Genomic DNA, 25423 nt, shown 5'->3' with positions numbered 1-25423 from the left:
ATCACATTTATAGCAGAACTACTAACTCTATGACTTTATTCAGATATAAATTACAAACAAATATGTTCAGCAATATTGTACTTCACAACTTCCCATGTTCCTTCTATTTCTCTCACATAACTGATACAAGCATTTTGTAATGGTGTTTGAAATGTAATTTCTTCTGGAGAAATACCATGTAACATAGCTTTAATTGCGTGGGAATGCGCAACAATAATAATACGTTTCCCCATATATTTTTGGGCAACATCTTTTAATGCTGTAAAGCACCGCTCAACAATTTCTTGATCTGTTTCCATTCCTTCCACGTTACCATCTGCAATAGACTGTCTAACTTCAGCAACTGGCTTTCCTGATGCTACACCAAAATTTCGTTCCATAAAACGTTCATCAAGATGAATTGTATCCATTTTCACCGCATTAGCAATAGCTTGTGCTGTTTCGTGTGCTCTTACTAGCGGACTACTAACAATGATATCCCATGATCCGGCTTTTAACGCTGCGGCACTTTGACTTGCTTGTTTTTTTCCAATTTCATTTAAAGGAATATCTTCTCTTCCTTGAATAATTTCTTGAAAATTCCAATCAGTTTGTCCATGTCGTACTAAACAAATTTCCGTCATGTTGTAACTCCTTTTTCTATAATCCATTATTATTGTAACAAAAGTTTCGCATGACGGACACAATTTTTACTACCAATTAATTAACGTTTTGCTGTTTCATATATTGAAACATGTCTATCATAAGAGAAGCAACGGATAATTGATTTTGAAACTTAGCTACCTTATCTGGGATTGTCTTTTTAAAATATTGCATGGCTGCTAATTCAAATGCTTCTTTTTCACTTGGATTCCTAGAAAGTTTCCGATACCAATACGGCTGCTCGCGAATATATTTCTGTAAATCTTCATTTGACTTTATAAATTCGATGAGTTCTGCTCTCATCACTCTTCCTCCTAGTCTTTTTGAAAGAAAAACGGATTATTTTCGGAATTACGCTGTTGCTTTGTTGTCTGGTTCCCTTGAAACTGTTGAATAACCTGCTGCACGCTTCCAATAGCTGTCGTCATATTCACTAAATGTTGCTGCACCTGTTCCACATCTATTTTTTTAAAAAACGATACCATTTGTCCCATAAAATCCTCTGACTTTTCTCCGCTCTCTTCTTGTACAGAAGGAGGGACTATCTCCCCATTTACTTTGTAGCGATTCCATACACCATCTTCTTCTCCAAGTAAATACCATTCTTCGTAAAACTGTTGCCATGATTTCGTTCCATTTCGAACATCATGAACCATCTTTGGATGCTGACGTACAAACTCCTTGAACTTTTGAATAGAAGGATGTAAATCTCCTTTCACTATTGTCATTACAATCACCCCATCAGATGTATCTTTTACTATATTGTAAGAAAAAAAGGGGCGCATGGTTCGCCTATTTTTAGGCAATCCATACACCCTACTTCTGAATAAAATTTTGTGTATAAAATTTATCATACACACCAATTCCTAAACCAGTGAATTGTTCGTTTAGTAAATTCTTTCGATGTCCCTCACTATTTAACCATCCTTGAACCGCTGCAATTGCATCACTATGCTGCGCCGCAATGTTTTCCCCAGCTAATTGAAATGATACATTTCCTTTTTGCAAACGATCTCCTAATGTACCAAACGAAGGTGAATCATGAGAAAAATAGTTGTTATCTTTCATGTCTTTACTATGTTCATATGCTACTGCCGCCGTTTGCTGGTCCCATACTAATAACGGGAGATGATAACGGCTTCGAATAACATTTGTCAAATCTAAAATTTGTTGTGCATTCCCTTGTTCAACTTGCTTTATTTGCTCTGGTGATAACGGCTGTGGATTCGTTAATTCTCCAGAAGAAACAAGTTGATACGGTCTTTGTTTGATTAACGTTTCATCATCCATATAACGAACACCGACAAGTTTATGTGTGAAATGATCAAAATATAATTGCGCCCATCCCTCTTCTATCGATGCGAGTGGTTGTTCTGTTAGCTCAACATCAGATAATTCGAATTGATAGCTATTTTTTCCCATTTTGAGTGAAATTTCATATGAAAACGGATTTTTTTTATAAATATCTTCATACTTTTCACCAATATGAAATGGTGAAACACTCACTTTCTCTCCGCCAACATAAATCGTAACAATTTTGTGCTCTTTAACCCCAAACTGCACATATTTCGATAAGTCTTGATTATATACCCACCATTCATAACCATATGCAGATGATTCAATTCGTGCTGGTTCGCCCCAGTTCGCTAATAAAATTTCAGAATCACTACCAAGTAACTCTGGAATTGTTTCTGGTACTCCCTTAATCTCTTTTTCTTTTTTTGTTTTCACAATTTTATGCTCTTTTTTTAACTGAGGAGATTGAAATATATATTGAGAAACGAGTAATTTCCCGTATAGATCAATTGCTAAAATAAGAATAGTAATTACTATAATACGAAACAATTTTTTCAAATTATATACCTCCTGAATAACCATGAAATTGAGGTATACACAAACAAAACTGTTTTCTCCATTTTGTGTGTACCACACTATGTTCACTATATCATATTTCTTTTATAAAATCAGACATTCTCCCTTTTCTCTCTATACGAATTGCGTTTTCTTACTATTCGTACTATTATAAATTTAAGTGGTTCTACGTTTATAATAAGGAGGCTATTTCATGCAATTTACAAATACGAAACTTGAAGGCGTAGTTGTTGATTTCACACTTCTTTCAGAGGTAATGGACAATCATCACTTTGTACTAGCTGGGCAATGGGATTACGAGCGAGTTACATACGACTATAAATTTGAAATGCTGAAAGATGTATATTATTTACGTATACAAGGTTTTGCGATAGAAGGAGATATTGGCAGACGACATGCCCATATTAAGTTATTAAAACCTCTTCTTGGCAAACATTATTATCCACACGGCGTGGAGTATGGAGAGAACGAGGGTTTCCCCAAAAATGTTCTCCAAAAAAGTGAACAGTTACTTCAAAACATTGAAAAAGAGTTACAAGATTTAGCAATTATAGAATAAAGAAAACTTCTATAAATTTTACTAACACAACCTACTATACTTTTATGAACACTGCACTTCTCAAAAGAAAGATATATAAATGCAAATTGAAAAACCTACTTAAAAACCCCTTTCTTTTTAGGAGAGGACGAGAGCATCTGGCCGTGCATAGAAGCGGTCAGGGCCTTTTCCTGCCGCATGCGAGATTTAAAACAAAATGAGCAAGCTAGTAGCGATCAGATTGTATTCTGCATAGCAGCGATTTATATGTCGAAAAATTAAAATGGATTTATATAAACCAAAAGAAGGTGTACCATCGTGTACACCTTCTTTTGGTTTACTAAATTTATCCCGCTACTTTAGGGCAGTAAGCCTTCCTACTGAGAAAAGTTTCACTTTATCTAGATGAGAGTTTTCCATCAGACGTGGATGATTGAGATTGCAAATACGGAGGTAATGCATGTATCTGTTCAGCATCTTTTTTCCGTTCTTTACGCGCCCACGAGAAGAAAACATACCCAATAACTGTGCCATATACAATTTCTTGTATAATCTTCATTACAATCCCTCCTGTTTTCTGATCCTCTAAAATAGGAATCCAATGTAAGAAATCAGGACCTGTAATATTTAAATTAGATAATGTTCCAGCTGGCACGCAAAGCTCCATCGCCTTCATCCATGCATTTGGATCTGTATATGTCACAAACAACGGCTCATTAGCAAAAATGATAAGTGCACAGGCCGGTGTTAATAGCATCCCATTAGCAAACATATAACCAATCTTTTTAATATCACTTAATGTTTGATATTGTGGTAACGGATTAAATATCGGCCACCACAACATAATTGCCATAAAAAACAATACAGCAAGAACAATTGGATGTCCAATTTGACTCTGCTTTACCGTATCAAACACAATTGGTAAATGATACATCGAAAACAACCCGTTAAAAACAATTAATGCGATAATAGGATTTGCCCATATACGTAACGTTATACGAATAAATCGAAATGATGTTATATACTCAAACAACCAGATTGGTAACCCCAGTAATAATAATGGAGGTACAGCAATATACATGATTGCCATTTCTAACATATGTGCACTAAACACAATATGTCCAAGTAAATCAATTGGGCCACCCTTAACCAAATATAATAGGAACATACCACTTGTAAAATAAAAGATTTTCCGTTTACTCACTTCCTCTCCGTACGGAAAACGATGTCGATACTTTCCAATAATTAAAAAATAACAAATTACGATAGCTAGTATAAAAAGAAAAAAGATTGGGCTCCACAGTGCTTCAAAACCAAATATCCATAAGTTGTCCATTTTTTGACACCCTCCCTTTCATAAAGTGAAACTTTAATCAGTGGGGGGTTTTTCATCCCCCACTGATTATTAGCCCTCGCCAATCGGGCTTTTACGGGCAGTTTATCTCCCACCTAACTTCTTCAGAAAAGCGGAAGCGGCTCGCTCAGAATCGCAGGACGCCCACGCACAGGGCGGAGAGGTACTTTTTGCCTCGTCCGAGGGGGCGAAACGGCCTGCGATTCTAGCCGCTAGAGCTGGACAACAAAGAAATGCGGAAGTGGCTCGTTCAGAATGTGAGGGGGATGGAGCTTCTGACGTAGAGGTGTTTTTTTACCTCGTAGGAAGAAGCGAAGCCACCGAACATTCTAGCCACTGAAGCTAGACAATGCTTTCGCCGAATTTTGAGATGAGAGTATTACTGCCCACAAATAGCGGGATAAATAAAAGGAGATTGATGAAACCCAATCTCCTTTCTTTTTTTAAACCCAAACAATTGTCATAAATGCTAAAATCGTTAATAATCCGACTAGTAAACCAGCATACAAGAAAAATGTCGGAGCTTCATGCCCCTTATGGCTCATATGCATAAAATAATACAATTGAAAAATAACTTGTACGGCAGCTAACAGTAAAATAAATGGTACAGAAAAAAGTGGACTAAATGTTTTTGGATATGCTACTGCTACAAATGCGATGATTGTCAAAAAAATCATTAACCCGAAAGTAACGACTTGATGCTTCATTTCTTCTGCACTTTTTTTTCTACGATAAGCAAGATCCACTTTAGGGTTAGTTATATTTGTTTGTTTTATCGCCATTGTTTATCCCACCATTCCCATTAAATATACTACAGTGAAAATAAACACCCAAACTACGTCGATAAAATGCCAGTATATTGATGCGACGTAAAACTTTGGAGCATTATATAAATTTAAACCACGCTTCGCATTACGCACTACTAGAGTTAAAATCCAAAGTAATCCAAATAAAACGTGTAACCCATGCGTACCAACTAATGCATAAAATGCAGAACCAAATGCACTACTTTTCATCGTATGCTTAAATTCATGGGTATAGTGATTAAACTCATAAATCTCAAAACCTAAAAACCCAACTCCAAGCAATACTGTAATAATTAGCCAAAGCTGCATTTGTTTAAAATTAAAATTCTTCATATGATACATTGCATATACACTTGTTAAACTACTCGTTAAAAGAAGCATTGTCATAATGAACACGAGCGGCATTTGAAACATTTCTTGTGACGTCGGTCCACCATTTGTTGAATTTTTCAGTGCTAAATATGTTCCAAACAAGGAAGCAAACAGTACCGTTTCGCCTCCTAGAAACAACCAAAATCCAATAAATTTATTCTTTCCTTCGAGGGTTGCTTTTTCAGGCTCTGCTGGAAAGGTTTCATTCGTTAATTTTTCCTCTGCATGCATTACGCCTTACCCCCTTTATCATCTAAATCTTCCTTATGAATATGGTATCCATGATCATCAATTACAGATCGGAAGAACATTGCTCCAAACGTAATAATAAGACCAACGATTGCTACCACTAACCACATTTTCTCTTTCCCACCTTGCATATACATCGCTCCAAATGCTGCGATAAACAGGCCTAAAGAGATAACAAACGGTAAGAAAGATGAATTTGGCATATGAATATCACCAATCGGCTCTGCTGGCGTTATCTCATTTTTCCCTTCTCGTTTTTCAATCCATAATGGATCTAATCCACGCACAAACGGTAATTGTTTGAAATTATATTCAGGTGTCGGTGCAGGAATTGCCCATTCTAGCGTGCGGCCATCCCAAGGATCGCGGCCGGCCTGTTTTTTTGAAAAAGATGTTTTTATAACATTAACCAAAAGTACAATTGTTCCAAGAGCCATAAATACTGCGCCTACTGAACTAACTAAGTTTCCGGTTTCTAATCCTTGTCCTGGCAAATACGTAAAATATCGACGCGGCATACCGATTAAACCAAGGAAGTGCTGAATAAAGAACGTTAGATGGAAACCAATAAAGAACAACCAAAACGTAATTTTACCAAGTGTCTCATCTAAGATTTTATTAAACATAAGCGGCCAGTAATAATGAGCCCCCGCAAATAATCCAAACACAACTCCACCCACAATTACGTAATGGAAGTGAGCGACAACGAAGTAATTATCATGAAATTGATAATCAGCAGGAGCAGAGGCAAGCATAACCCCTGTTACACCACCCATAACGAATGATGGAATGAAGCCAACAGCCCAAATCATTGGCGTTGTAAAGCGAATACTGCCACCCCACATCGTAAAGAGCCAGTTGAAAATTTTAATCCCTGTCGGAACAGCAATTGCCATTGTAGCTACAGAAAAAATAGCATTTGCTACTGGTCCAAGACCCACTGTGAACATATGATGTGCCCACACCATGAATCCTAAAAATCCAATTAGTACCGTTGCAAATACCATAGATGAATAGCCAAATAATCTTTTTTTAGAGAATGTCGCGAATATTTCTGAGAATATTCCGAAAACTGGGAGTATAAGAATATATACTTCTGGATGACCGAAGATCCAAAACAAATGCTCCCATATAATCGTATTTCCTCCTAAGGCCGGGTTAAAAAAGCTTGTTCCAAATAAACGATCTAACATTAATAAAGCTAAACCGACTGTAAGTGGCGGAAATGCAAATAAAATAAGTGCAGATGTTACAAATGTCGTCCATGTAAACATCGGCATACGCATATATGTCATTCCAGGTGCACGCATATTAATAATGGTAACGAGGAAGTTAATTCCACCTATTAATGTTCCAATACCTGAAATTTGCAAACCGAGAACATAGAAATCAATGCCATGCCCCTTTGATGCAAGTGATAACGATGCATATGATGTCCATCCTGCATCAGGCGCTCCGCCTAAAAACCAACTTAAATTTAAAAATACGCCTCCAAAGAAAAATAACCAAAATCCAAGCGCATTAATAAATGGAAACGCAACGTCGCGTGCGCCGATTTGAAGTGGTACAGCTGCGTTCATCATTGCAAATACAAGCGGCATTGCTGCTAAAAAAATCATTGTTGTTCCGTGCATTGTTAAAACTTGATTATATGCATCTCCAACAAGAAAATCATTGTTTGGAAACGCTAACTGATACCGAATAAATATAGCTTCTAATCCACCGATGATAAAAAATAATCCACCTGCAATTAAATAGAGAATGGCGATCTTTTTATGATCCACTGTTGTTAAATAATCCCAAATAACAGAGCCAACTCCCTGTTTTTTTGCTACAGAACTCACGTTTTCAACCTCCCCTTCGCAAATAGTTTCTCATTACTTTTCAACTTTTAATGTTTTCAAGTAAGCATTTAATGACTCTACTTGATCGTCAGTAAGATTACCGTATTTTCCAGTCATTTTATTTCCTGGTTTCATGCTTTCAGGGTCTTTTAACCATTTTTTTACGTTTTGTTCATTATTTTCAGCAATTCCCGCAACCATATCACGGTCTGCGAAATTTGCTAAATTAGGTGCGATACGTGCGGAAGGTGGTCTGCTATCATTTGATCCAACAGCATGACAACCGATACAACTCTTTTCAAAAATTTGTTTTCCTTCTTGCTCTTGCGTAGAAGCAACAGTTTTCTTACCATCTAATTCTTTCATACTAGCAACCCATTTTTTGTACTCGCTTTCATTAACAGCTTTCACTTTAAACTGCATTAAAGAATGAGAAGGTCCGCAAAATTCTGTACAAAAGCCATTATATGTGCCTGCCTTATCTGCTTTAATCCACATCTTGTTCACATTATCTGTATTTGTATCCATTTTTCCAGCTAAAGATGGCACCCAAAATGAGTGTTTGATATCAGCGCCTTTTAAATTTAAATACACTTTTTTACCTGTAGGGATGACTAAATCTTGCGAAGTTACTAATTTTTCATTATTATAAGAAAATTCCCACCAATAAAGATTCGCTGTTACATCAACAACGATTGTATCTTTATCAATATTCTTTTTCTCCATTCCACTAACGTCAGCAAGTTTAAACGTATATGTAACAGTAGGGACAGCCAATACCAATAAAAGTAAAATCGGAATGACTGTCCATATAATTTCTAGCTTGTGATTTCCTTCTACTTGCTTCGGAATATAATCTTCCTGGCCTTTCCTTTGACGGAAACGCACAATTACATACAAGAAAATAATCGTAACAACAAGAACGACACCAATCATGATTGCACTAGCTAATAACAATAAATCATATTGCATTTTTGCTACTTCACCTTGTGGAATCAAAGTAGATTGAAAGGCTTTACCGCATCCCCCTAACAGTAAAGCCACTAGTGAAACGAGCGAAAGCAATCGCCACTGTTTCTTCATGCAAACAACCCCCACTTTCTTTGTTAATTAGATTGTACTTTATAGTAAGTAAAGTAAATCTCAACGTAAAGAAATCCCCTCATGTCGTTGTCTTAGAAGAAAGTTACAACAATCATTGAAATAAATAAGATTGTTAAGTAATTTAAGGAGTATACAAACATTTGCACGGACCATTTGATGTCATCTTTCTTACGGAAGCCATAAAACCCTAACACGATCCAACCGATGTTAAGCAATGTTGCAATCACCATAAATGTTACTCCAAGTGCACTCATATAAAATGGCAGTGGCAATAAGCATACTGTCCAAATCATAATTTGACGTTTTGTAATATCAAATCCATGCGCAACAGGAAGCATGGGAATGCCTGCATTGCGATATTCTTCAACACGTTTCATCGCAAGTGCGAGGAAATGTGGAATTTGCCAAACAAACATAATTAAGAATAGCATCCAAGCAATAGGATGATTCAAGCTAGGATCAATAGCTGCCCAACCGATTAAAGGTGGAACTGCACCTGATACACTCCCTACTACTGTATTTAACGTATATTTTCTCTTTGTCCATAATGAATATAGAACAACATAGGTAAAGAAACCAATAAAACCAATAAATGCTGCCATCGGTGTTGTAAATAGTAAAAATACAAAGCCCAAAAGCGCAATTGTAATCCCTAAAGTTAATGCGAATCCAGGTTTATACTTTCCTGTTACTGTTGGACGATTTTTTGTTCGTTCCATTAAATGATCAATATCGCGGTCAATATAATTATTTAAGCTACATGCCCCCGCCATAATTAATGCAGAGCCGACGATTGTAAAAAACATTTTATCTAAATGGTCCATTACATTCAATCCATTGAAATGTAGAGCTAACCATAATCCTGTAAATACAGTAAGTGTATTCGAATTTACAATCCCCATCTTAACGAGCGCTAATAAATCTTGTACACGTGTTGTTTCCGGTACATTTGTTACAGCTGACTCATCATGCAGTTCACTTGTTGCATGGCTCATCACTTTAACCCCCTCTTAAAACTTCCATACTTTCTTTTGCCCATTTACTTAAAATAAAACAGCGTGCTTTTATATAGCAATATTATTACAATGGAAATGTTGTTTTGTGGTTTTGCTATTAATATACACTTCTCGCTAGAATATATTAAAACATATTTCACGAAGAATTTGTGAAGAAAACATGAACTTTTTGTGTCTATGACTTAAAAAGTTTTCGATTCCTTCATCAAGTATAGAATGTAATTATCTTTTATAATAAACCATTTTGTCAGATTCCGCATGCATTTCCGTGCATTTCTTTATAAAACTCACTATTTTTTGTTAAAATCAACATTTTATTTTCCTTCCCTTCTCCCTTTCTCATCCCTTTGCTATTTTATCAGATTTTATATATCATAGGACTGTAGTGCATTTCTGTTTCTATAACATTTATTTGGCTATTTACAAGTAGTATGACCTCCACCTCAAGATTCTAAAGACACAAAGAATATCGGTCGGGTAACTGCTGGTATGTGCCAAATTAGTTGAACTAATCCTTAGTAAGGTTTGAAAACAAAAACGAGGGAAGTTTTACTTTATTTTATTAAAATATTGCACAATAACTTTGAAATTGAAAGCTGGTGAAAAGGATTGCAACGCTTTATAAAATGGTTAGCAGTCATTACAAGTCTTGATTTATTATTTGTACTACTTGGCGGGGCATTAGTTACTAAAACCGGCTCTGGACAAGGCTGTGGTAAATCTTGGCCGCTGTGTAACGGAGAACTTGTTCCTTCGAATTTATCAATGGAAACAATTATTGAACTGAGTCATCGTCTTACTTCAGGTTCTGCAGGAATTCTCGTTACACTACTATGTATCTTATCTTGGAAATACTATGGACACGTTCGTGAAACAAAAGCACTTGCTATTTTATCTTTCGTATTTTTAATAGCGCAAGCGCTTATGGGTGCTGCTGCAGTTGTATGGGGGCAAGTTCCGGCTGTATTAGCAATTCATTTCGGTATTTCCCTTATTTCGTTTGCTGCTGTTATTTTATTAACACTTCTTATCTTTGAGATTGATAAGAAATTTGATGCCCATTCACTTGTTATTGATAAGAAAATGAAATTTCACATTTACGGTGTAACAATTTACAGTTACCTTGTTGTCTATACGGGAGCGTTAGTGCGTCATGAACATGCAAGTTTAGCATGTCCGAGTTTCCCATTATGCAGTAAAAATAGCCCACTCCCAATGCAGTTTCATGAATGGGTACAGATGGGACATCGAATTGCTGCACTATTAATTTTCGCTTGGATTTTATATGCAATGCTGATAGCTATCAGGCATTATAAGCAACAACCTGTTATATGTTATGGATGGATTGCAGCTTTCATTCTTGTCACATGTCAAGCAATCGCCGGTATTTTAGTTGTATATACAGAAGCAAGCTTAACAATGTCTCTTCTGCATTCACTCTTTATATCATGCTTATTTGCTGTATTATGCTATTTAGTGATGCTAGGAACACGCAGTAAAACAAACATGAAAAAAACAGAAATAAACCGTACTACTAAGCAAACGAAACTATCATAATAACTTGTCTTTTCCGGCATGTTATTATTTTTTCAAAACAAAAGAGCTGCACATAAGCAGCTCTTTTTTATTTTCAAAATTCGTGTGATAACCTTATTTTATTGCTCTAATTCAATCAACAAATCACCTGTTTGAATTGCCTCTCCGTCTTTCACATACACTTTTTTCACCGTACCAGTAAATGGGGCTTGTACAGTTGTTTCCATTTTCATCGCTTCTGTAATTGCCATGGAATCACCTTTTTTCACTTGCTCCCCTTCTTTTACTACTACTTTAATTACCGTTCCCGGCATTGTTGCATTAATATGACTTGGATTTTCACGATTCCCTTTCACTCGTTGTGAAACCGTCGCTTTAACACTTTCATCTTTTACAACAACTTCACGAGGCTGTCCATTAAATTCAAAGTAGACAACACGTGTACCGTCTAATTGTGGTTCTCCAATCGAAATTAATTTCACAATTAACGTTTTACCGCGTTCGATTTCCACACCAATTTCCTCACCAAGTTTCATTCCATAGAAGAATGTCGGTGTGTCAAGAACAGAAATATTTCCATATAGCTCTGCAACCTTTTGATAATCCAGAAATACTTTTGGATATAACGCATACGCTACAATATCAAACATCGTTACTTCACGACCAAGTTTATAGAATAATTCCTCTTTTAATGCTTCAAAGTCGATTGGTTCTAGTAATTCACCTGGTCTTACAGTTAAGGGCTCTTTTCCTTTTAGAATAATCTCTTGTAACTCTTTAGGGAACCCCCCATATGGTTGTCCAAGATCACCAGAGAACATTTCGACAACTGATCCTGGGAAATCTAATGCATGACCACGCTCATAAATATCTTTTTCTGTTAAATGATTTTGTACCATAAATAGAGCCATGTCACCGACTACCTTAGATGATGGAGTTACTTTAACGATATCGCCGAACATATCGTTAACACGACGATACATCACTTTCACTTCATCAAAGCGATCGCCTAACCCGACAGCTTTTGCTTGTTGCTGTAGATTACTATATTGACCGCCTGGCATTTCATGCATGTACACTTCTGTATGCGGTGCATTCATTCCACTTTCAAAAGAAGAATAATATTTACGAACATCTTCCCAATAATGAGAGAGTTTCTCTAAAGAATTCACGTCCACATTCGGTTGTCTTTCATTTCCTTCTAATGCATAGAACAATGTATTAGCGCTCGGCTGAGATGTTAAACCGGCCATAGAACTTACCGCAACGTCTACAATATCAACACCAGCTTCAATTGCTTTCGCATATGTTAATACACCGTTTCCACTCGTATCATGCGTATGAAGATGAACTGGAATCGATACCGTCTCTTTTAATGCGGATACTAAATCATACGCTGCATTTGGTTTCAATAAGCCTGCCATATCTTTAATCCCTAAAATATGAGCACCTGATGCTTCTAACTCTTTTGCTAAGTTTTTATAGTAATTTAAATCATATTTACTACGCATTGGATCATGGATATCACCTGTGTAACACATTGTTGCCTCTGCAATTTTACCGCTTTGACGCACAGCATCAATTGCAACACGCATACCTTCTACCCAGTTTAAGCTATCAAAAATACGGAATACATCAATGCCCGCTTGCGAAGAACATTCTACAAACTTTTGAATTAAGTTATCTGGATAGTTTTTATACCCTACTGCATTTGATGCACGAAGAAGCATTTGGAATAATACATTTGGCATACTCTCACGTAAATGTAATAAACGTTCCCATGGATCTTCTTTTAAGAAACGATACGCGACATCAAATGTTGCTCCGCCCCACATTTCTGCCGAAAATAAATTCGGTAACATTCTTGCTGTTGGTTCAGCAATGTGTCTCAACTCTTGTGTACGAATACGAGTTGCTAATAATGATTGATGTGCATCACGAAATGTAGTATCGGTTAATAGAACCTGTTTTTGTTCTTGAACCCATTTTACTAATCCCTCGGCTCCGCGCTCATCTAAAATTTGTTTCGTACCAGCTTTGATTGGTTCAGAATGTTTTATGTTTGGAATGCGTGCTTCTGCAAAAATCGGTTTTTCTTGTTTTCCTACTCCAGGGAATCCATTTACCGTTACAGTGCTAATATACGATAGCATTTTTGTACCACGGTCTTTTCGTTTTGGAAATACGAATAGTTCCGGTGAGGAATCGATAAATGATGTATCATACTCTCCCGATAAAAAGTTTTGATTCTTTACAACATTTTCCAAAAACGGAATATTTGTTTTAATACCGCGAATGCGGAATTCTTTTAAGTTACGTTCCATTTTAGATGCCGCTTGTTCAAACGTTAATGCCCAAGTTGTTACTTTTACAAGTAATGAGTCATAATATGGTGTAATAACTGCACCTTGGAAGCTATTCCCTGTATCTAAACGCACCCCAAAGCCGCCACCAGAACGATACGCCATAATTTTTCCGGTATCTGGCATGAAGTTATTTAGGGGATCTTCTGTTGTCACACGTGATTGAATTGCAAATCCATGCGTAATGATATCTTCTTGTTTTGGAATACTTACTTTTTCACCATGTAAAGCATATCCGTCAGCAATTAAGATTTGTGATTGAACGATATCAATCCCTGTAATCATTTCTGTAATTGTGTGTTCCACTTGAACACGCGGATTCACTTCAATGAAATAAAATTCGTTTCCTTTTACTAGAAACTCAACTGTCCCCGCGTTCACATAATTAACCTTTTTCGTTAATTGAACTGCCGCCTCACAAATACGATTGCGCAATTCAACTGGAAGAGACACACTTGGTGCTACTTCTACAACTTTTTGATGCCTGCGCTGTACAGAACAATCACGTTCATATAGATGAACAATATTTCCCTGCTCATCTGCTAATATTTGTATTTCAATATGTTTTGGATTTTCAACAAATTTTTCTACATATACTTCATCGTTCCCAAATGCAGCTTTCGCCTCGGATTTTGCACGATCATACGCTTCCTTTAATTCCTCTGCACTGCGTACAATCCGCATCCCTCGTCCGCCACCGCCAAGAGCTGCTTTAATGATAATCGGGTAACTATACTTTTTCGCAAAATCGGCTACTTCTTCAAGATTATTTATAGGACCATCACTACCAGGAATAACAGGGATATTCGCCAATTGAGCTTGCGTTCTTGCCTTTACTTTATCTCCAAACATGTCTAAATGCTTACTCTTTGGACCGATAAAAATAATCCCCTCTTCTTCGCAACGTTTTGCGAATTCGATATTTTCTGACAAGAATCCGTATCCAGGGTGAATTGCATCAACATGATTACTTTTTGCAATTTCAATAATACCTTCAATATCAAGATATGCGTCAATTGGTTTCTTTCCTTCTCCAACTAAATACGCTTCATCTGCTTTATAGCGATGATATGAGCCGCTATCTTCTTTCGAGTAAATCGCAACTGTGCGTAGCCCTAATTCTGCACAAGCACGAAACACACGAATTGCGATTTCACCGCGGTTAGCTACTAATACTTTCTGAATACGTTGCAGCTTTTTCATGATTTTCCCCCTCAATTTTCCTACCATTCATTACACCACAAATTTGTCCCGCTTTAGTGGGAGTAAGTATTTCACTTCCAACAGTACTTTTTCACTGCGTGCAAGCTTCATCTTATTTTTATTCATCATACCTTATTTTTTGACAAATGATAAGCACTCTGTCCAATTTATCTCGCAAAATTAGTATAGCATAAAAAGACGGAAGCAACCATCCTTTTTGTAGAACACATTCAACAAATGTGTCATACCCTTTATTGTAAAACAATAAAATAATCATCATTTTTCCTAAAAATATGCTAATAAAAGAAGCTTTGTACAAATGTACAAAGCTTCTTTTATTTTACAACAACAAGATGTCTCTCTTGTTTAGGTTGTTGTTGTTGTTGTTCTCGCTCTTGCTGCTCTCTTTTTTCTTGCTGTTTCACAAAACTAGCTACATTTAATAAAATTCCCATAGCTGCTAAAGTTGACACTAAAGATGTACCACCATAACTAACAAATGGTAATGGTACACCAGTAAGTGGCATTATCCCCGTAATTCCGCCTAAGTTTACAATAGATTGCACTCCAATCATGCTGCCAATTCCAATTGCAAGTAGACTCCCGAAAGGATCTTTACATTTTTGTGCAACTCGAAAAGCACGAACGACAATGAGTAATAAACCTATTAAAATAATCGCGACTCCAACAAATCCTAGTTCCTCAGATATAATTGCCATAATGAAGTCTGTATGCGGTTCTGGTAAATACCCATACTTTTGAATACTATTTCCTAGTCCTCTACCACCTACACCACCAGAAGCAATTCCAACAAACGAATTGACTAATTGAAATCCTGACCCTTGCGCATCCCCAAATGGATTCCAAAACGTAGTGAACCGCGCAATTTGAACAGGCGATAAAACACTTTTTCCTATAAAATATCCGAGCGGAATCCATATAATAGATGTGAGAACAATTCGTTTTAGCCAAATTTGAAAGGGTACCCCTGAACAGAACGTCATAATCCCAATAGTTGATAGAATTAATAATGTTGTTCCTAAATCAGGCTGTTTTAGAATTAAACAAATTGTAATGAATAAAAAAATAAACACTCGGCCAGCACCATGCCAAATCGGTCCATCCGTTGCTTGCTTTTTTGCATAAAAGCGCGCTAATACAATGATGATCCCTAATTTAACAAATTCCGACGGCTGTACACCAAACACCCACGATTTAGCATTATTCACAACAGTTCCCCATTTTAAAACAATTAGCAGCATTCCAATACTAACTACGACGATTAAAACTGTAATGATACGCTTTCGCCAAACTTGAAAGGGAACAAACATAATAATAAGCAATCCAATTGTTCCGACGATCAACGCTTTTAACTGCGACAGAAAAAAGTGATCGCTCGTCCATCCGTATTTCGGATAATACTTTGTAATCGCAACAATAGAGCTAGCACTATAAACCATAATAAGCCCGAGCACACATACGATAACTAGAGGAAGCACTAAAGAATAATCTATCGACTTCCAGACTCTTTTCATCCCAAATCCTCTTTCTCTCTTCTTTTTTACAGTTGTATTCCATATGTATTTACATTCTTCCTGCTTTTCAAGAAAAATCGTTTTTTTCCACCAAAAAAGCTCAAACTGATTCAGTTTGAGCCCTTTATTTGAACCAGCTATTATTGTTTGTTTGTAAAAGCATCATGCAGCGCTGATAGCTCGCGTTCTAATTCTCCCAAAATTTCTTTACCTTGCTCTTCTGCTATGAGACCAAGACGAACCGCAAAATCAACTTCACGGGATAAGCCAAACATTTGTGTATCGAGTACCTCTTCATATAATGGACACTGTGGCATCGTAAGGTGGTCCATTTGCACCTTAATAAGTTTTAAAATTTTCTCTGCATCAGCTTGTAGAAGGGCAAGTGCCTTTTCCTGATGATTTGTTACTGTCTCAGACGCCAAATTGGTTCCCTCCGTTTCCGTCCTACTCTCCTATCCTATCTATTAATATTAGCGATAGTTTTCATAAATTGCAATAGAAACATTTTCTGTGACAATTGTTCCTAGTCCTATTATACTGAAAAGTGGGAGTATAAGACAAATGGGGGAACAACAATGAATGAAATCTTATTTATTAACGGCAATGTACGCTTTCCAATTACAATTGATCCAAGTGTCTGGATTTTTGATGATCGAAAAGTCGACTTAACAACATACTTTACAACTCCAAAAGAAAAAACAAGTGAGTTAGCACAATATACGAAAGAAGCATCCAAACATTGGGATCGTGAAATTAGAGAAGGAGCTATTTTCCCACCTATTAATAAAAGCGTTGCAAGATTTGAAAAAGAGAAAATTATTACAGGAACATTCGGTATACCTTTTTTACCTTTTTTAGAAAACGCAGAAATTTCTAATGACGCAACACATGTAGAAATTCATACCGAATCTGGTATTACAACGATTTCAATAAAAGAAGCCAAGGATGCTATTCTCGGATTTTCTAGTAAAGGGAAGCCACTAAAAGAAGATGGACCTGTTCATCTTTATTTCGGTGATGGCTCTAATGTCCATAATCCTGTTCGATATATTCGAAAATTTACTATTGTGTAAAGTGAACCTTTCCGTTCATAGGAAACAAACAAATAAGAGTGGCTTTTCGCCACTCTTTCCTACAATAAATCCGCTGCCAGTTGTGCTAAATTAGAGCGTTCACCTTTTACAAACTTCACATGTCCACTAATTTTTTGTTCTTTAAACTTCTCTACTACATATGTTAAACCATTATTATATTCATCTAAATATGGATGATCAATTTGCTGTGGATCTCCCATTAAAACAATTTTACTTCTCTCGCCGACACGAGTTAATATTGTCTTCACTTCATGTTTTGTTAAATTTTGCGCTTCATCAATAATAATAAACTGCTCTGGAATACTGCGTCCGCGAATATATGTTAAAGCTTCTACTTCAATAGAACCCATTCCCGCTAAAATTGCATCTAGTTCCCCAGGCTTTTTTGTATTAAATAAATATTCCAAGTTATCATAAATTGGTTGCATCCACGGTCTTAACTTTTCTTCCTTCTCTCCTGGTAAATATCCGATGTCTTTTCCAACTGGAACAATCGGCCTTGCCACGAGCAACTTTTTATACATTCCCAAATCTTCTGTTTGCATTAGTCCCGCAGCTAATGCTATTAACGTTTTCCCCGTTCCAGCTTTCCCGGTCAATGTTACAAGAGGAATATCTTCACGTAGCAACAATTCCATCCCCATAATTTGTTGTACATTCCGAGGACGAATCCCCCAAATCTGTTCATTTGGAAAAATAAGCTTTTTTATCTTTTTCCCGGAATGATCCACAATCCCAAGAGCCGAACTTGATCCACCTAAAGCATCTTTCATTACAATAAATTGGTTGGGATAAAACGGATGATTAGCAATTTCAGAAAGAGGAAGCTCTCCTTTTTCATAAAAGCGGTTTAAAATTTCTTTTTGTATGTAATACTCTAAGAAGCCAGTATATATGTTTTCTACTTCCGTAACACGATCACTCAAATAATCTTCAGCTTGTAAACCTAGAGCATCAGCTTTTACTCGTACAAGTACATCCTTACTCACAAGGATGACAGATTTTCCATTTTCTTTTTCTTGCTCTTCTAATGATAAATTTTTAGCCACAGCTAAAATACGATTGTCATTTGTTTTTTCTACAAAAATATCTTGTAATTGAACAAACGAACGATGATTTAACTCAATTCGAAATGTCCCTCCATTCTCAAGAGGAATGCTATCATGTAATTTCCCAAGTTCACGAAATTTATCTATTAGTTTTGATACATAGCGCGCATTCCTGCCAACTTCATCCATATAGCGTTTCTTTGAATCTACTTCCTCTAACACAACAGCCGGAATGACTACATCATTATTTTCAAAAGAAAAAATAGATAACGGATCTTGCAAAAGTACATTCGTATCTAGCACATAAATTTTATTCAACCTGTTACCCCCTGACTCCACCATAAAATTTGTAGAACAAGGGTTTCATCCATAACTATGGACGAACCATTGTTATAATTATATGTACTGTACAAGCGAGGTAGAATAGAAATTACTTGAAATATAAAGAAAAAGGATGAACAACTTTCTTTGCTGCCCATCCTTTTTCAAATATCCTTCATCGCTGATAAAACTTGATTGTCTAACTTTGCCGCAGCGCGAAGATCATATGTTTTTTCATATTTCGGTTCAATAGCAAGTTTCGCACCATAAAACATTACGTCACGCACTTCTTGCACAGAAACTTCAATTAATGTTAATTTCAGCGGAATACCTTCTATGCGCTCAGTTTTTATAATCGCTTTACCACTTATAGAATATACGGACTCATCTGCCATAACAGTCAAAACGAGCCCTGCATGATGACGCAAATTTTCTACAATGCGAGAGCGTTGATCCACTGCAAAACGAATCACTTTTTCATCCATTGCATATACCCATGAAATCGCACTTACATTGGGAATACCCTTCTCAAAATCAGTCGTTGCCACTGTTACAATACGCTCTTCACGTAGCGCTTTCACTAAAGCATCTGTTAATGTTAGCTCTACTATATTTGCCATGTTTCCACCTCCATAATCAACTATATTGCTTTCGCTCTGCCAAGCACTTAACTGAAAAACTTAAGAAAAGAAACTTGCCTATATGTTTCCACTAACCATCATCAAAAATTATAATTCTACGTTGATAGTAGTTTCACTTATATAATAACCTATTTTTCGAATTGCGAAAATATTTATTTTTTCTTCTATAGTTCAAAAATATCTAAAGCACATGATATACTAAAGTAAGATAGAATTTGTGCTGAGGTGACAAAATGAGAGTCAAATGTGTTCTTTGTGATAAAAAAGAAGATTTAAATGACGAAAATCCCGTAGCAAAACGTCTTCGCAATCGTCCTATTCATACATTTCTGTGTAAACAATGTACAGATCGAATTACAGAACGTACTTTAGAAAGACATGCAACAGGTAACTTCCGATTATATCGCGATAAAACGGTTGAAGATGAATGGTAATATGCTAATAGGAATATCGTCTATTTGAACGCTGAAAGCAATTAAATAAACATCACTATATGGTTAATGCAACCATATATAATATGGTGTACATAATTGTAACGTATAAATAAGCTCTTATCGAACAGGATAAGAGCTTATTTATATTTCTCTGGATCTCGGTTTATCTGTTCTAAAAAACAATCAATTAACTCAAGCGGAAATCGAACTGATTTCTTTTCCCCTTCTCTTTCATATGTAACAAAATACATATCTTCCTTTTTTTCCACCGTAACATGTTTTAACTGATGGTCTTCATGTAACATATTATGAAAAAGCATATATGTTTCTTGAGCGGCTTCATCATACGGTCGGGCTTCTGCAATAATTTTAATGGTTAACCAATTATATAGTACATCTTGCACAGAACGCATCTTTCATTCCCCCTTTTAGCCTACCTTTGAATATTTCGCTTGCCGTAAACGTAATTTATATATACCAAGTATAATAATCGCTACAACAAGCCCTTCTCCTACAGGCAGAAAAACAGCAAAAAAGGTTAAAATAGTGCAACCAAGTACTAGTACAGTATAAATTACTACATTCTTTAACAAAGATAACTTTCTAGAAAACCCTAAATTATAAACAATAATGCTGAATATAATAATTGTACCGTAAAGAAGCCACATTCCTACTTCAGGGTTCGTATCTACATTGTATAACCTCGCAAAAAATGACATTCTTTCTAGCACTTCCGACATTTTTTTGCCACTTCCCTTCTTCCCCAGTTATACTTTCTATTATGCTCTACTATAAGAGTAGCGTGCTATATACACATTGTCTATACAAAATTCCGAAAATTCAAACCTCAATAACCAAAAAGGAAGCTACCTCAGATGAGGTAGCTTCCTTTTTGGTTATCACTCAGCGAATTTCTTTTTCTTTGCAGATCTTTCACGTTCGCTCTTATCAAGAATCTTTTTACGAAGACGAATTGATTCTGGTGTTACTTCACAGTATTCATCATCATTTAAGTATTCTAATGACTCTTCTAAAGTCATAATACGTGGTTTTTTCATCGTTGAAGTTTGATCTTTCGTCGCAGAACGAATGTTAGTTTGTTGCTTCATTTTCACAACGTTAACTGTTAAATCATTCTCACGTGTATGTTCTCCAACAATCATACCAGCATATACTTCTGTACCTGGTTCAACGAAGATTACACCGCGATCTTCAACTTGCATAATACCGTATTGTGATGCTTTTCCTGCTTCAAGTGAAACAAGAACACCTTGGCGACGTCCACCAACTTGTCCAGCATGTACTGGTTGGTAGCAATCGAATGTATGGTTTAAAATACCATAACCACGAGTTAATGTTAGGAATTCTGTCGTGTAACCAATTAAACCACGTGCTGGAACCATGAAAGTAAGGCGAACTTGACCGTTTCCGTTATTCACCATATCTAACATTTCACCTTTACGTGCCCCCATTGATTCCATAATAGAACCAGTATATTCATCTGGCACATCAATTTGTACACGTTCTACCGGCTCACATCTTACGCCGTCAACCTCTTTAATGATTACTTCTGGTTTAGATACTTGTAATTCATATCCTTCACGACGCATATTCTCAATCAAGATTGATAAATGTAACTCTCCACGTCCAGATACAATCCATGCATCCGGAGATTCTGTATTGTCTACACGTAAACTTACATCCGTTTCTAGCTGTGAACGAAGACGCTCTTCGATTTTACGAGATGTAATATATTTACCTTCGCGACCTGCAAATGGGCTGTTATTTACAAGGAATGTCATTTGTAGTGTTGGTTCATCAATACGTAATAATGGCAATGCCTCTTGATGTTCAACTGGGCATACCGTTTCACCAACGTTAATGTCTTCCATACCAGAAACAGCTACTAGGTCTCCAGCTTTCGCTTCTTCAATTTCTTGACGTTTTAATCCGATGTAACCAAATAATTTCGTTACACGGAATTGTTTTACACTTCCATCAACTTTCATTAACGCAACTTGTTGCCCTACTTTCATTGTACCGCGGAATACACGTCCAACTCCGATACGACCAACATAATCATTGTAATCAAGAAGTGCTACTTGGAATTGAAGTGGCTCTTCACTATTATCAACTGGTGCTGGAATATGTTCAATAATTGTGTCAAACAATGATTTCATGTTCTCTTCTTGATTTGCTGGGTTTGAATCTAAGCTTGCTGTTCCGTTCATTGCTGATGCAAATACAACAGGGAATTCTAACTGATCTTCGTTTGCCCCAAGTTCGATGAATAAATCAATTACTTCATCAACCACTTCGTCTGGACGAGCAAAGTCACGGTCAATTTTATTCACAACAACGATTGGAGTTAAATTTTGCTCAAGTGCTTTCTTTAAAACAAATCGTGTTTGTGGCATACAACCTTCATATGCATCAACAACAAGTAACACACCATCAACCATTTTCATAATACGCTCTACTTCACCACCGAAGTCAGCGTGTCCAGGTGTATCTAAAATATTAATTCGTTTATCTTCATAATGAATCGCTGTATTTTTTGCTAAAATAGTAATACCGCGTTCTCTTTCTAAATCATTCGAATCCATCGCACGTTCTTCAACATGCTCATTTGCACGGAACGTCCCCGCTTGACGTAACAATTGGTCAACAAGTGTTGTTTTACCATGGTCAACGTGGGCGATAATTGCTATATTTCGTAAATCTTCTCGTTTTTTCAACATGTCCAACTCCTAGTGTCTTTTTAATCCTTTTCTATTATAAGAGCGAAGGGGATACAATAGCAATCAAAATAAAATCAAGAATGAAAATATAGTTGTATTCTCACTTTTGTGAAAGTACAATAAAACTGGAGGGTGAAATACATGGAACAGATTCAGTATCGTTTTTTATTAACAGCTATCATTGGCGTTATTTTTATGATTGGTATTGGAATTATGATTGCTGAGAATAGCCCAATCGGTGTTATTATTTGTATTGTCGGTACGATTTTTACAATCGGATACGGATTTATAACAAAAAGAAAAATGCGTAAGCTACAATAACAACAAAAAAGTAAGAAGCAATTTTCTATGCCTCTTACTTTTTTGTTTTTTCTCTGGATTTTATACACCTACTGTACATATTGCAGCATCTCTTCATACACACCTGGTCTTGCAACGAGAACGCTGCTCTTCTCAATAATTTCAAGCGATTCTCCAGTAAAAGTGGTTACTTTTCCTCCAACCTCTTCTACAATAATCTTTCCACCGCCAAAATCCCATGGAGACAAGCGAGGTGTTACATATGCATCTAATCGTCCTGTTGCTACATATACCATTTCAAGTGCTGCGCAGCCATACGAACGTGTTCCTCTTGCTTTTTTTACAAGTTGTGCCATTTTCCTCATATCAAGACGAGGATTATCAGTAAGCCACGTAGCATTTACAGCAATAACTCCTAAAGATACTTCACTCGGCTGTAATGATGGGATTTTTATATCATTACAAAATGCTCCAGCACCCATCTTCGCATGATATAACTCATCATGAACTGGATCATATACGAGACCAATTTTCCCGATACCATTCTCATATATGCCAATTGAAATTGCAAAATTTCGCTTTTGATGAACAAAATTCATCGTTCCATCAATCGGATCAATTAACCACAAAATTCCATCCGTTGAAGCAAGCTCATCGCCATATCCTTCTTCTCCGAGAATATAGTGTTTAGGAAATGTCTCTTTAATTTTCCCAATAAAAAACTGTTCAATTTCTCGATCCATATTCGTTACTAAATCAGAGGCATTTGACTTCGTTTCAATAATAAGAGACTGCTTCATTGATGAAACAAGGTGCTGCCCCGCTTCTTTTATCCATTGTTTTGCGTATGCATCAATTTCTTCCCATACCTCTTGCATATTTAAACACTCCGATCTGTACAGTTCACAGAAAAAACGAACCCTTTATAAGGTTCGCACCAACTAATTTTTTATACATACACTATTATTACGCCTCTAACCGGATCATTTCAAGTCTTAACACTTCTAATTTTTTCATACACTCTTCTTTTTTCATGTCGTCATTTTCCATCATTGCATCATATAGCGTTGCTAACTCATAATCTAACTCTAAACGTAACACCGGAATTCTCTTCTCCGCATCCGTTCTTTTTAACGCGTTAATTACCTGTCTCATATTCATTTGCCTCCTCCCAATATTCGTTTGCCCTCGACTTTGAATTTACTCAATTTTCTGATTTTTTTGTTTTATACTATATTATGTGGGATAAATCATCTATGCAACTAATTTGCATTTTTATCTAAAATTTTTTTATAAGCGTCTTTTTTTATGAATTGTACTAGCTATGTTAGAATAAAAACAAACTAGGAGTTGGAGGAACAACTATGACATCAAAAACTTTTAAAGAAAAAGACTTCACTGTATTCTCTGTGGATGGTCTAGAAGAAAGAATGGCTGCAATAAAAACGAACATTCATCCGAAGTTAGAAACTCTCGGCGAACAAATTTCTCATTTCTTAACAAATGAAACTGGTGAACCTTTTTTCCATCATGTCGCGAAACATGCTCGTCGTAAAGTCAATCCACCAAACGATACTTGGGTTGCATTTTCAACAAATAAACGCGGATATAAAATGCTACCACATTTTCAAATTGGACTATGGGGGACACATGCTTTTATATACTTTGGTTTAATTTATGAGTGCCCACAAAAAATGGAAGCGGCTCATGCCTTTTTAAAGCATTTAAATGATTTAAAGACAAATATACCAAATGATTTCGTTTGGTCCATTGACCATACTAAGCCTGATGTAAAATTACATAGCACTCTTCAATTAGAAGAGCTACAAAAAATGATTGAACGATTAGGCACTGTTAAAAAGGCAGAATTATTAGTAGGAATTCACATTTCTCCAGAAGAATTTAAAGATCTTACTGATGAACAATTCACTCAAAAAATTGAAACAACGATGCAATCACTCCTTCCTTTATATAAAATCTGTAATCGATAAAGCAAAACGGACAATATTTGTATTGTCCGTTTTAGTTGTTATCCCATTATAACACTTCATTTTTCATTTTTCAAAAAATTTTTACATTTTAACAATATCTTCTTCTTGTAAATTTTTCGCCTTTTGAATTGTACGATAAATGGAGTAACCACTCACTTCTTGGAATTCTTTGTCGATTTTCTTTTCTTCTGCTTTTCCTGGCACAATTTCTTTAAAATGACGATACAAACTCATCAGATTTTCTCTTTTCAACCCTTTTTCATAAGCTTGTTCAATCGCTTCATAAAATTTAATTACTGCAACCATTTCTTCTGTTGACCAATCATAATTAATTGGATATTGATATTCCATAATAACACCTCATCTAGTCCAACTCACTCTAATTTGTTATTCTTCATTATCATACGCGAGATAA

27 protein-coding genes are annotated in these 25423 nt (G+C 36.1%); 6 read left to right on the top strand and 21 right to left on the bottom strand.

The window, feature by feature from the left end; genetic code table 11:
• Positions 1-50 precede the first annotated feature (50 nt).
• The 4 genes from Q9306_RS11205 to Q9306_RS11190 form a co-directional block, all read right to left on the bottom strand.
• Positions 51-623 carry a histidine phosphatase family protein gene (locus Q9306_RS11205; protein WP_306198326.1) on the bottom strand — a complete coding sequence of 191 codons (573 nt, stop codon included), beginning with the start codon at positions 621-623 and terminating at the stop codon, positions 51-53.
• Positions 624-699: 76 nt separating this feature from the next.
• Positions 700-945 (bottom strand): YlbE-like family protein, encoded by a 246-nt coding sequence (locus Q9306_RS11200; RefSeq protein WP_306198324.1) that lies wholly within the window; start codon positions 943-945, stop codon positions 700-702.
• Positions 946-956: 11 nt separating this feature from the next.
• Positions 957-1370, bottom strand: a complete 414-nt coding sequence (locus Q9306_RS11195; protein ID WP_306198322.1) for a YlbD family protein — start codon at positions 1368-1370, stop codon at positions 957-959.
• 88 nt (positions 1371-1458) lie between these two features.
• Positions 1459-2496, bottom strand: coding sequence for a CAP domain-containing protein (locus Q9306_RS11190; RefSeq protein ID WP_306198320.1), 1038 nt, complete (start codon positions 2494-2496; stop codon positions 1459-1461).
• 211 nt (positions 2497-2707) lie between these two features.
• Here Q9306_RS11190 and Q9306_RS11185 point away from each other — a divergent pair, with 211 nt between their 5' ends.
• The gene (locus Q9306_RS11185) at positions 2708-3073 is read left to right on the top strand and encodes a YugN family protein (RefSeq protein WP_306198317.1); all 366 of its coding nucleotides are present in this window, start codon (positions 2708-2710) and stop codon (positions 3071-3073) included.
• Between the two features lie 376 nt (positions 3074-3449).
• On the opposite strand, the gene ctaG is transcribed toward Q9306_RS11185, so the two are convergent.
• The 6 genes from ctaG to cyoE form a co-directional block, all read right to left on the bottom strand.
• Positions 3450-4388 (bottom strand): cytochrome c oxidase assembly factor CtaG, encoded by a 939-nt coding sequence (ctaG, locus tag Q9306_RS11180; protein ID WP_306198314.1) that lies wholly within the window; start codon positions 4386-4388, stop codon positions 3450-3452.
• Between the two features lie 461 nt (positions 4389-4849).
• Complete coding sequence (gene ctaF, locus Q9306_RS11175; RefSeq protein ID WP_306198312.1) at positions 4850-5188, bottom strand: cytochrome c oxidase subunit IVB; 339 nt, start codon at positions 5186-5188, stop codon at positions 4850-4852.
• A gap of 3 nt (positions 5189-5191) precedes the next feature.
• Positions 5192-5815: a cytochrome (ubi)quinol oxidase subunit III gene (locus Q9306_RS11170; RefSeq protein WP_098916315.1), complete on the bottom strand. Its 624-nt coding sequence runs from the start codon at positions 5813-5815 to the stop codon at positions 5192-5194.
• The gene (gene ctaD / locus Q9306_RS11165; protein WP_306198306.1) at positions 5815-7677 is read right to left on the bottom strand and encodes a cytochrome c oxidase subunit I; all 1863 of its coding nucleotides are present in this window, start codon (positions 7675-7677) and stop codon (positions 5815-5817) included. Before ctaD ends, Q9306_RS11170 begins: the two co-directional genes overlap by 1 nt.
• 33 nt (positions 7678-7710) lie before the next feature.
• Positions 7711-8760, bottom strand: coding sequence for a cytochrome c oxidase subunit II (gene coxB, locus Q9306_RS11160; RefSeq protein ID WP_306198304.1), 1050 nt, complete (start codon positions 8758-8760; stop codon positions 7711-7713).
• 92 nt (positions 8761-8852) lie between these two features.
• A complete protein-coding gene (gene cyoE / locus Q9306_RS11155) occupies positions 8853-9776 on the bottom strand; it encodes a heme o synthase (protein WP_306198302.1) in 924 nt (307 codons plus the stop codon).
• 630 nt (positions 9777-10406) lie between these two features.
• Here cyoE and Q9306_RS11150 point away from each other — a divergent pair.
• On the top strand, positions 10407-11354 hold the full coding sequence (locus Q9306_RS11150; protein ID WP_306198299.1) for a COX15/CtaA family protein: 948 nt from the start codon (positions 10407-10409) through the stop codon (positions 11352-11354).
• Positions 11355-11452: 98 nt separating this feature from the next.
• Here Q9306_RS11150 and pyc read toward each other — a convergent pair whose 3' ends face one another.
• From pyc to Q9306_RS11135, 3 genes are all read right to left on the bottom strand, one after another.
• Positions 11453-14899: a pyruvate carboxylase gene (gene pyc / locus Q9306_RS11145; protein WP_306198297.1), complete on the bottom strand. Its 3447-nt coding sequence runs from the start codon at positions 14897-14899 to the stop codon at positions 11453-11455.
• Between the two features lie 335 nt (positions 14900-15234).
• On the bottom strand, positions 15235-16434 hold the full coding sequence (locus Q9306_RS11140; protein ID WP_306198295.1) for an FtsW/RodA/SpoVE family cell cycle protein: 1200 nt from the start codon (positions 16432-16434) through the stop codon (positions 15235-15237).
• 140 nt (positions 16435-16574) lie between these two features.
• On the bottom strand, positions 16575-16859 hold the full coding sequence (locus tag Q9306_RS11135; protein WP_020059288.1) for an Fpa/YlaN family protein: 285 nt from the start codon (positions 16857-16859) through the stop codon (positions 16575-16577).
• Positions 16860-17012: 153 nt separating this feature from the next.
• Here Q9306_RS11135 and Q9306_RS11130 point away from each other — a divergent pair, with 153 nt between their 5' ends.
• Complete coding sequence (locus tag Q9306_RS11130; protein WP_306198293.1) at positions 17013-17510, top strand: molybdopterin-binding protein; 498 nt, start codon at positions 17013-17015, stop codon at positions 17508-17510.
• 59 nt (positions 17511-17569) lie between these two features.
• Here the strand turns inward: Q9306_RS11130 and Q9306_RS11125 are convergent, their stop codons facing one another.
• Positions 17570-18898 (bottom strand): PhoH family protein, encoded by a 1329-nt coding sequence (locus Q9306_RS11125; protein WP_020059290.1) that lies wholly within the window; start codon positions 18896-18898, stop codon positions 17570-17572.
• 167 nt (positions 18899-19065) lie between these two features.
• A complete protein-coding gene (locus tag Q9306_RS11120; RefSeq protein WP_306198290.1) occupies positions 19066-19521 on the bottom strand; it encodes a pyridoxamine 5'-phosphate oxidase family protein in 456 nt (151 codons plus the stop codon).
• Positions 19522-19775: 254 nt separating this feature from the next.
• Between Q9306_RS11120 and Q9306_RS11115 the strand changes: the two genes are divergently transcribed.
• On the top strand, positions 19776-19976 hold the full coding sequence (locus Q9306_RS11115) for a YlaI family protein (protein WP_098916324.1): 201 nt from the start codon (positions 19776-19778) through the stop codon (positions 19974-19976).
• A 137-nt stretch (positions 19977-20113) separates the two neighbouring features.
• Here Q9306_RS11115 and Q9306_RS11110 read toward each other — a convergent pair whose 3' ends face one another.
• From Q9306_RS11110 to typA, 3 genes are all read right to left on the bottom strand, one after another.
• A complete protein-coding gene (locus Q9306_RS11110; RefSeq protein WP_306198285.1) occupies positions 20114-20389 on the bottom strand; it encodes a hypothetical protein in 276 nt (91 codons plus the stop codon).
• 15 nt (positions 20390-20404) lie between these two features.
• Positions 20405-20707 carry a YlaH-like family protein gene (locus Q9306_RS11105; protein WP_306198459.1) on the bottom strand — a complete coding sequence of 101 codons (303 nt, stop codon included), beginning with the start codon at positions 20705-20707 and terminating at the stop codon, positions 20405-20407.
• Positions 20708-20875: 168 nt separating this feature from the next.
• Entirely contained in the window at positions 20876-22717 is a 1842-nt protein-coding gene (gene typA / locus Q9306_RS11100; protein WP_306198283.1) for a translational GTPase TypA, read from the bottom strand.
• 141 nt (positions 22718-22858) lie between these two features.
• Between typA and Q9306_RS11095 the strand changes: the two genes are divergently transcribed.
• Complete coding sequence (locus tag Q9306_RS11095; protein ID WP_098916326.1) at positions 22859-23038, top strand: DUF5325 family protein; 180 nt, start codon at positions 22859-22861, stop codon at positions 23036-23038.
• A gap of 68 nt (positions 23039-23106) precedes the next feature.
• On the opposite strand, the gene Q9306_RS11090 is transcribed toward Q9306_RS11095, so the two are convergent.
• Entirely contained in the window at positions 23107-23895 is a 789-nt protein-coding gene (locus Q9306_RS11090) for an inositol monophosphatase family protein (RefSeq protein WP_306198280.1), read from the bottom strand.
• An 88-nt stretch (positions 23896-23983) separates the two neighbouring features.
• The gene (locus Q9306_RS11085) at positions 23984-24172 is read right to left on the bottom strand and encodes a hypothetical protein (RefSeq protein WP_035429204.1); all 189 of its coding nucleotides are present in this window, start codon (positions 24170-24172) and stop codon (positions 23984-23986) included.
• Between the two features lie 209 nt (positions 24173-24381).
• Between Q9306_RS11085 and Q9306_RS11080 the strand changes: the two genes are divergently transcribed.
• Entirely contained in the window at positions 24382-25008 is a 627-nt protein-coding gene (locus tag Q9306_RS11080) for a YktB family protein (RefSeq protein ID WP_306198275.1), read from the top strand.
• Positions 25009-25089: 81 nt separating this feature from the next.
• Here Q9306_RS11080 and Q9306_RS11075 read toward each other — a convergent pair whose 3' ends face one another.
• Entirely contained in the window at positions 25090-25359 is a 270-nt protein-coding gene (locus Q9306_RS11075; protein ID WP_306198273.1) for a UPF0223 family protein, read from the bottom strand.
• Positions 25360-25423: the final 64 nt, after the last annotated feature.

The sequence above is a fragment of the Bacillus multifaciens genome (assembly GCF_030756675.1).
In the GTDB taxonomy this organism is placed as follows: domain Bacteria; phylum Bacillota; class Bacilli; order Bacillales; family Bacillaceae_G; genus Bacillus_A; species Bacillus_A multifaciens.
This window is presented reverse-complemented; position numbering and strand designations above follow the sequence as displayed.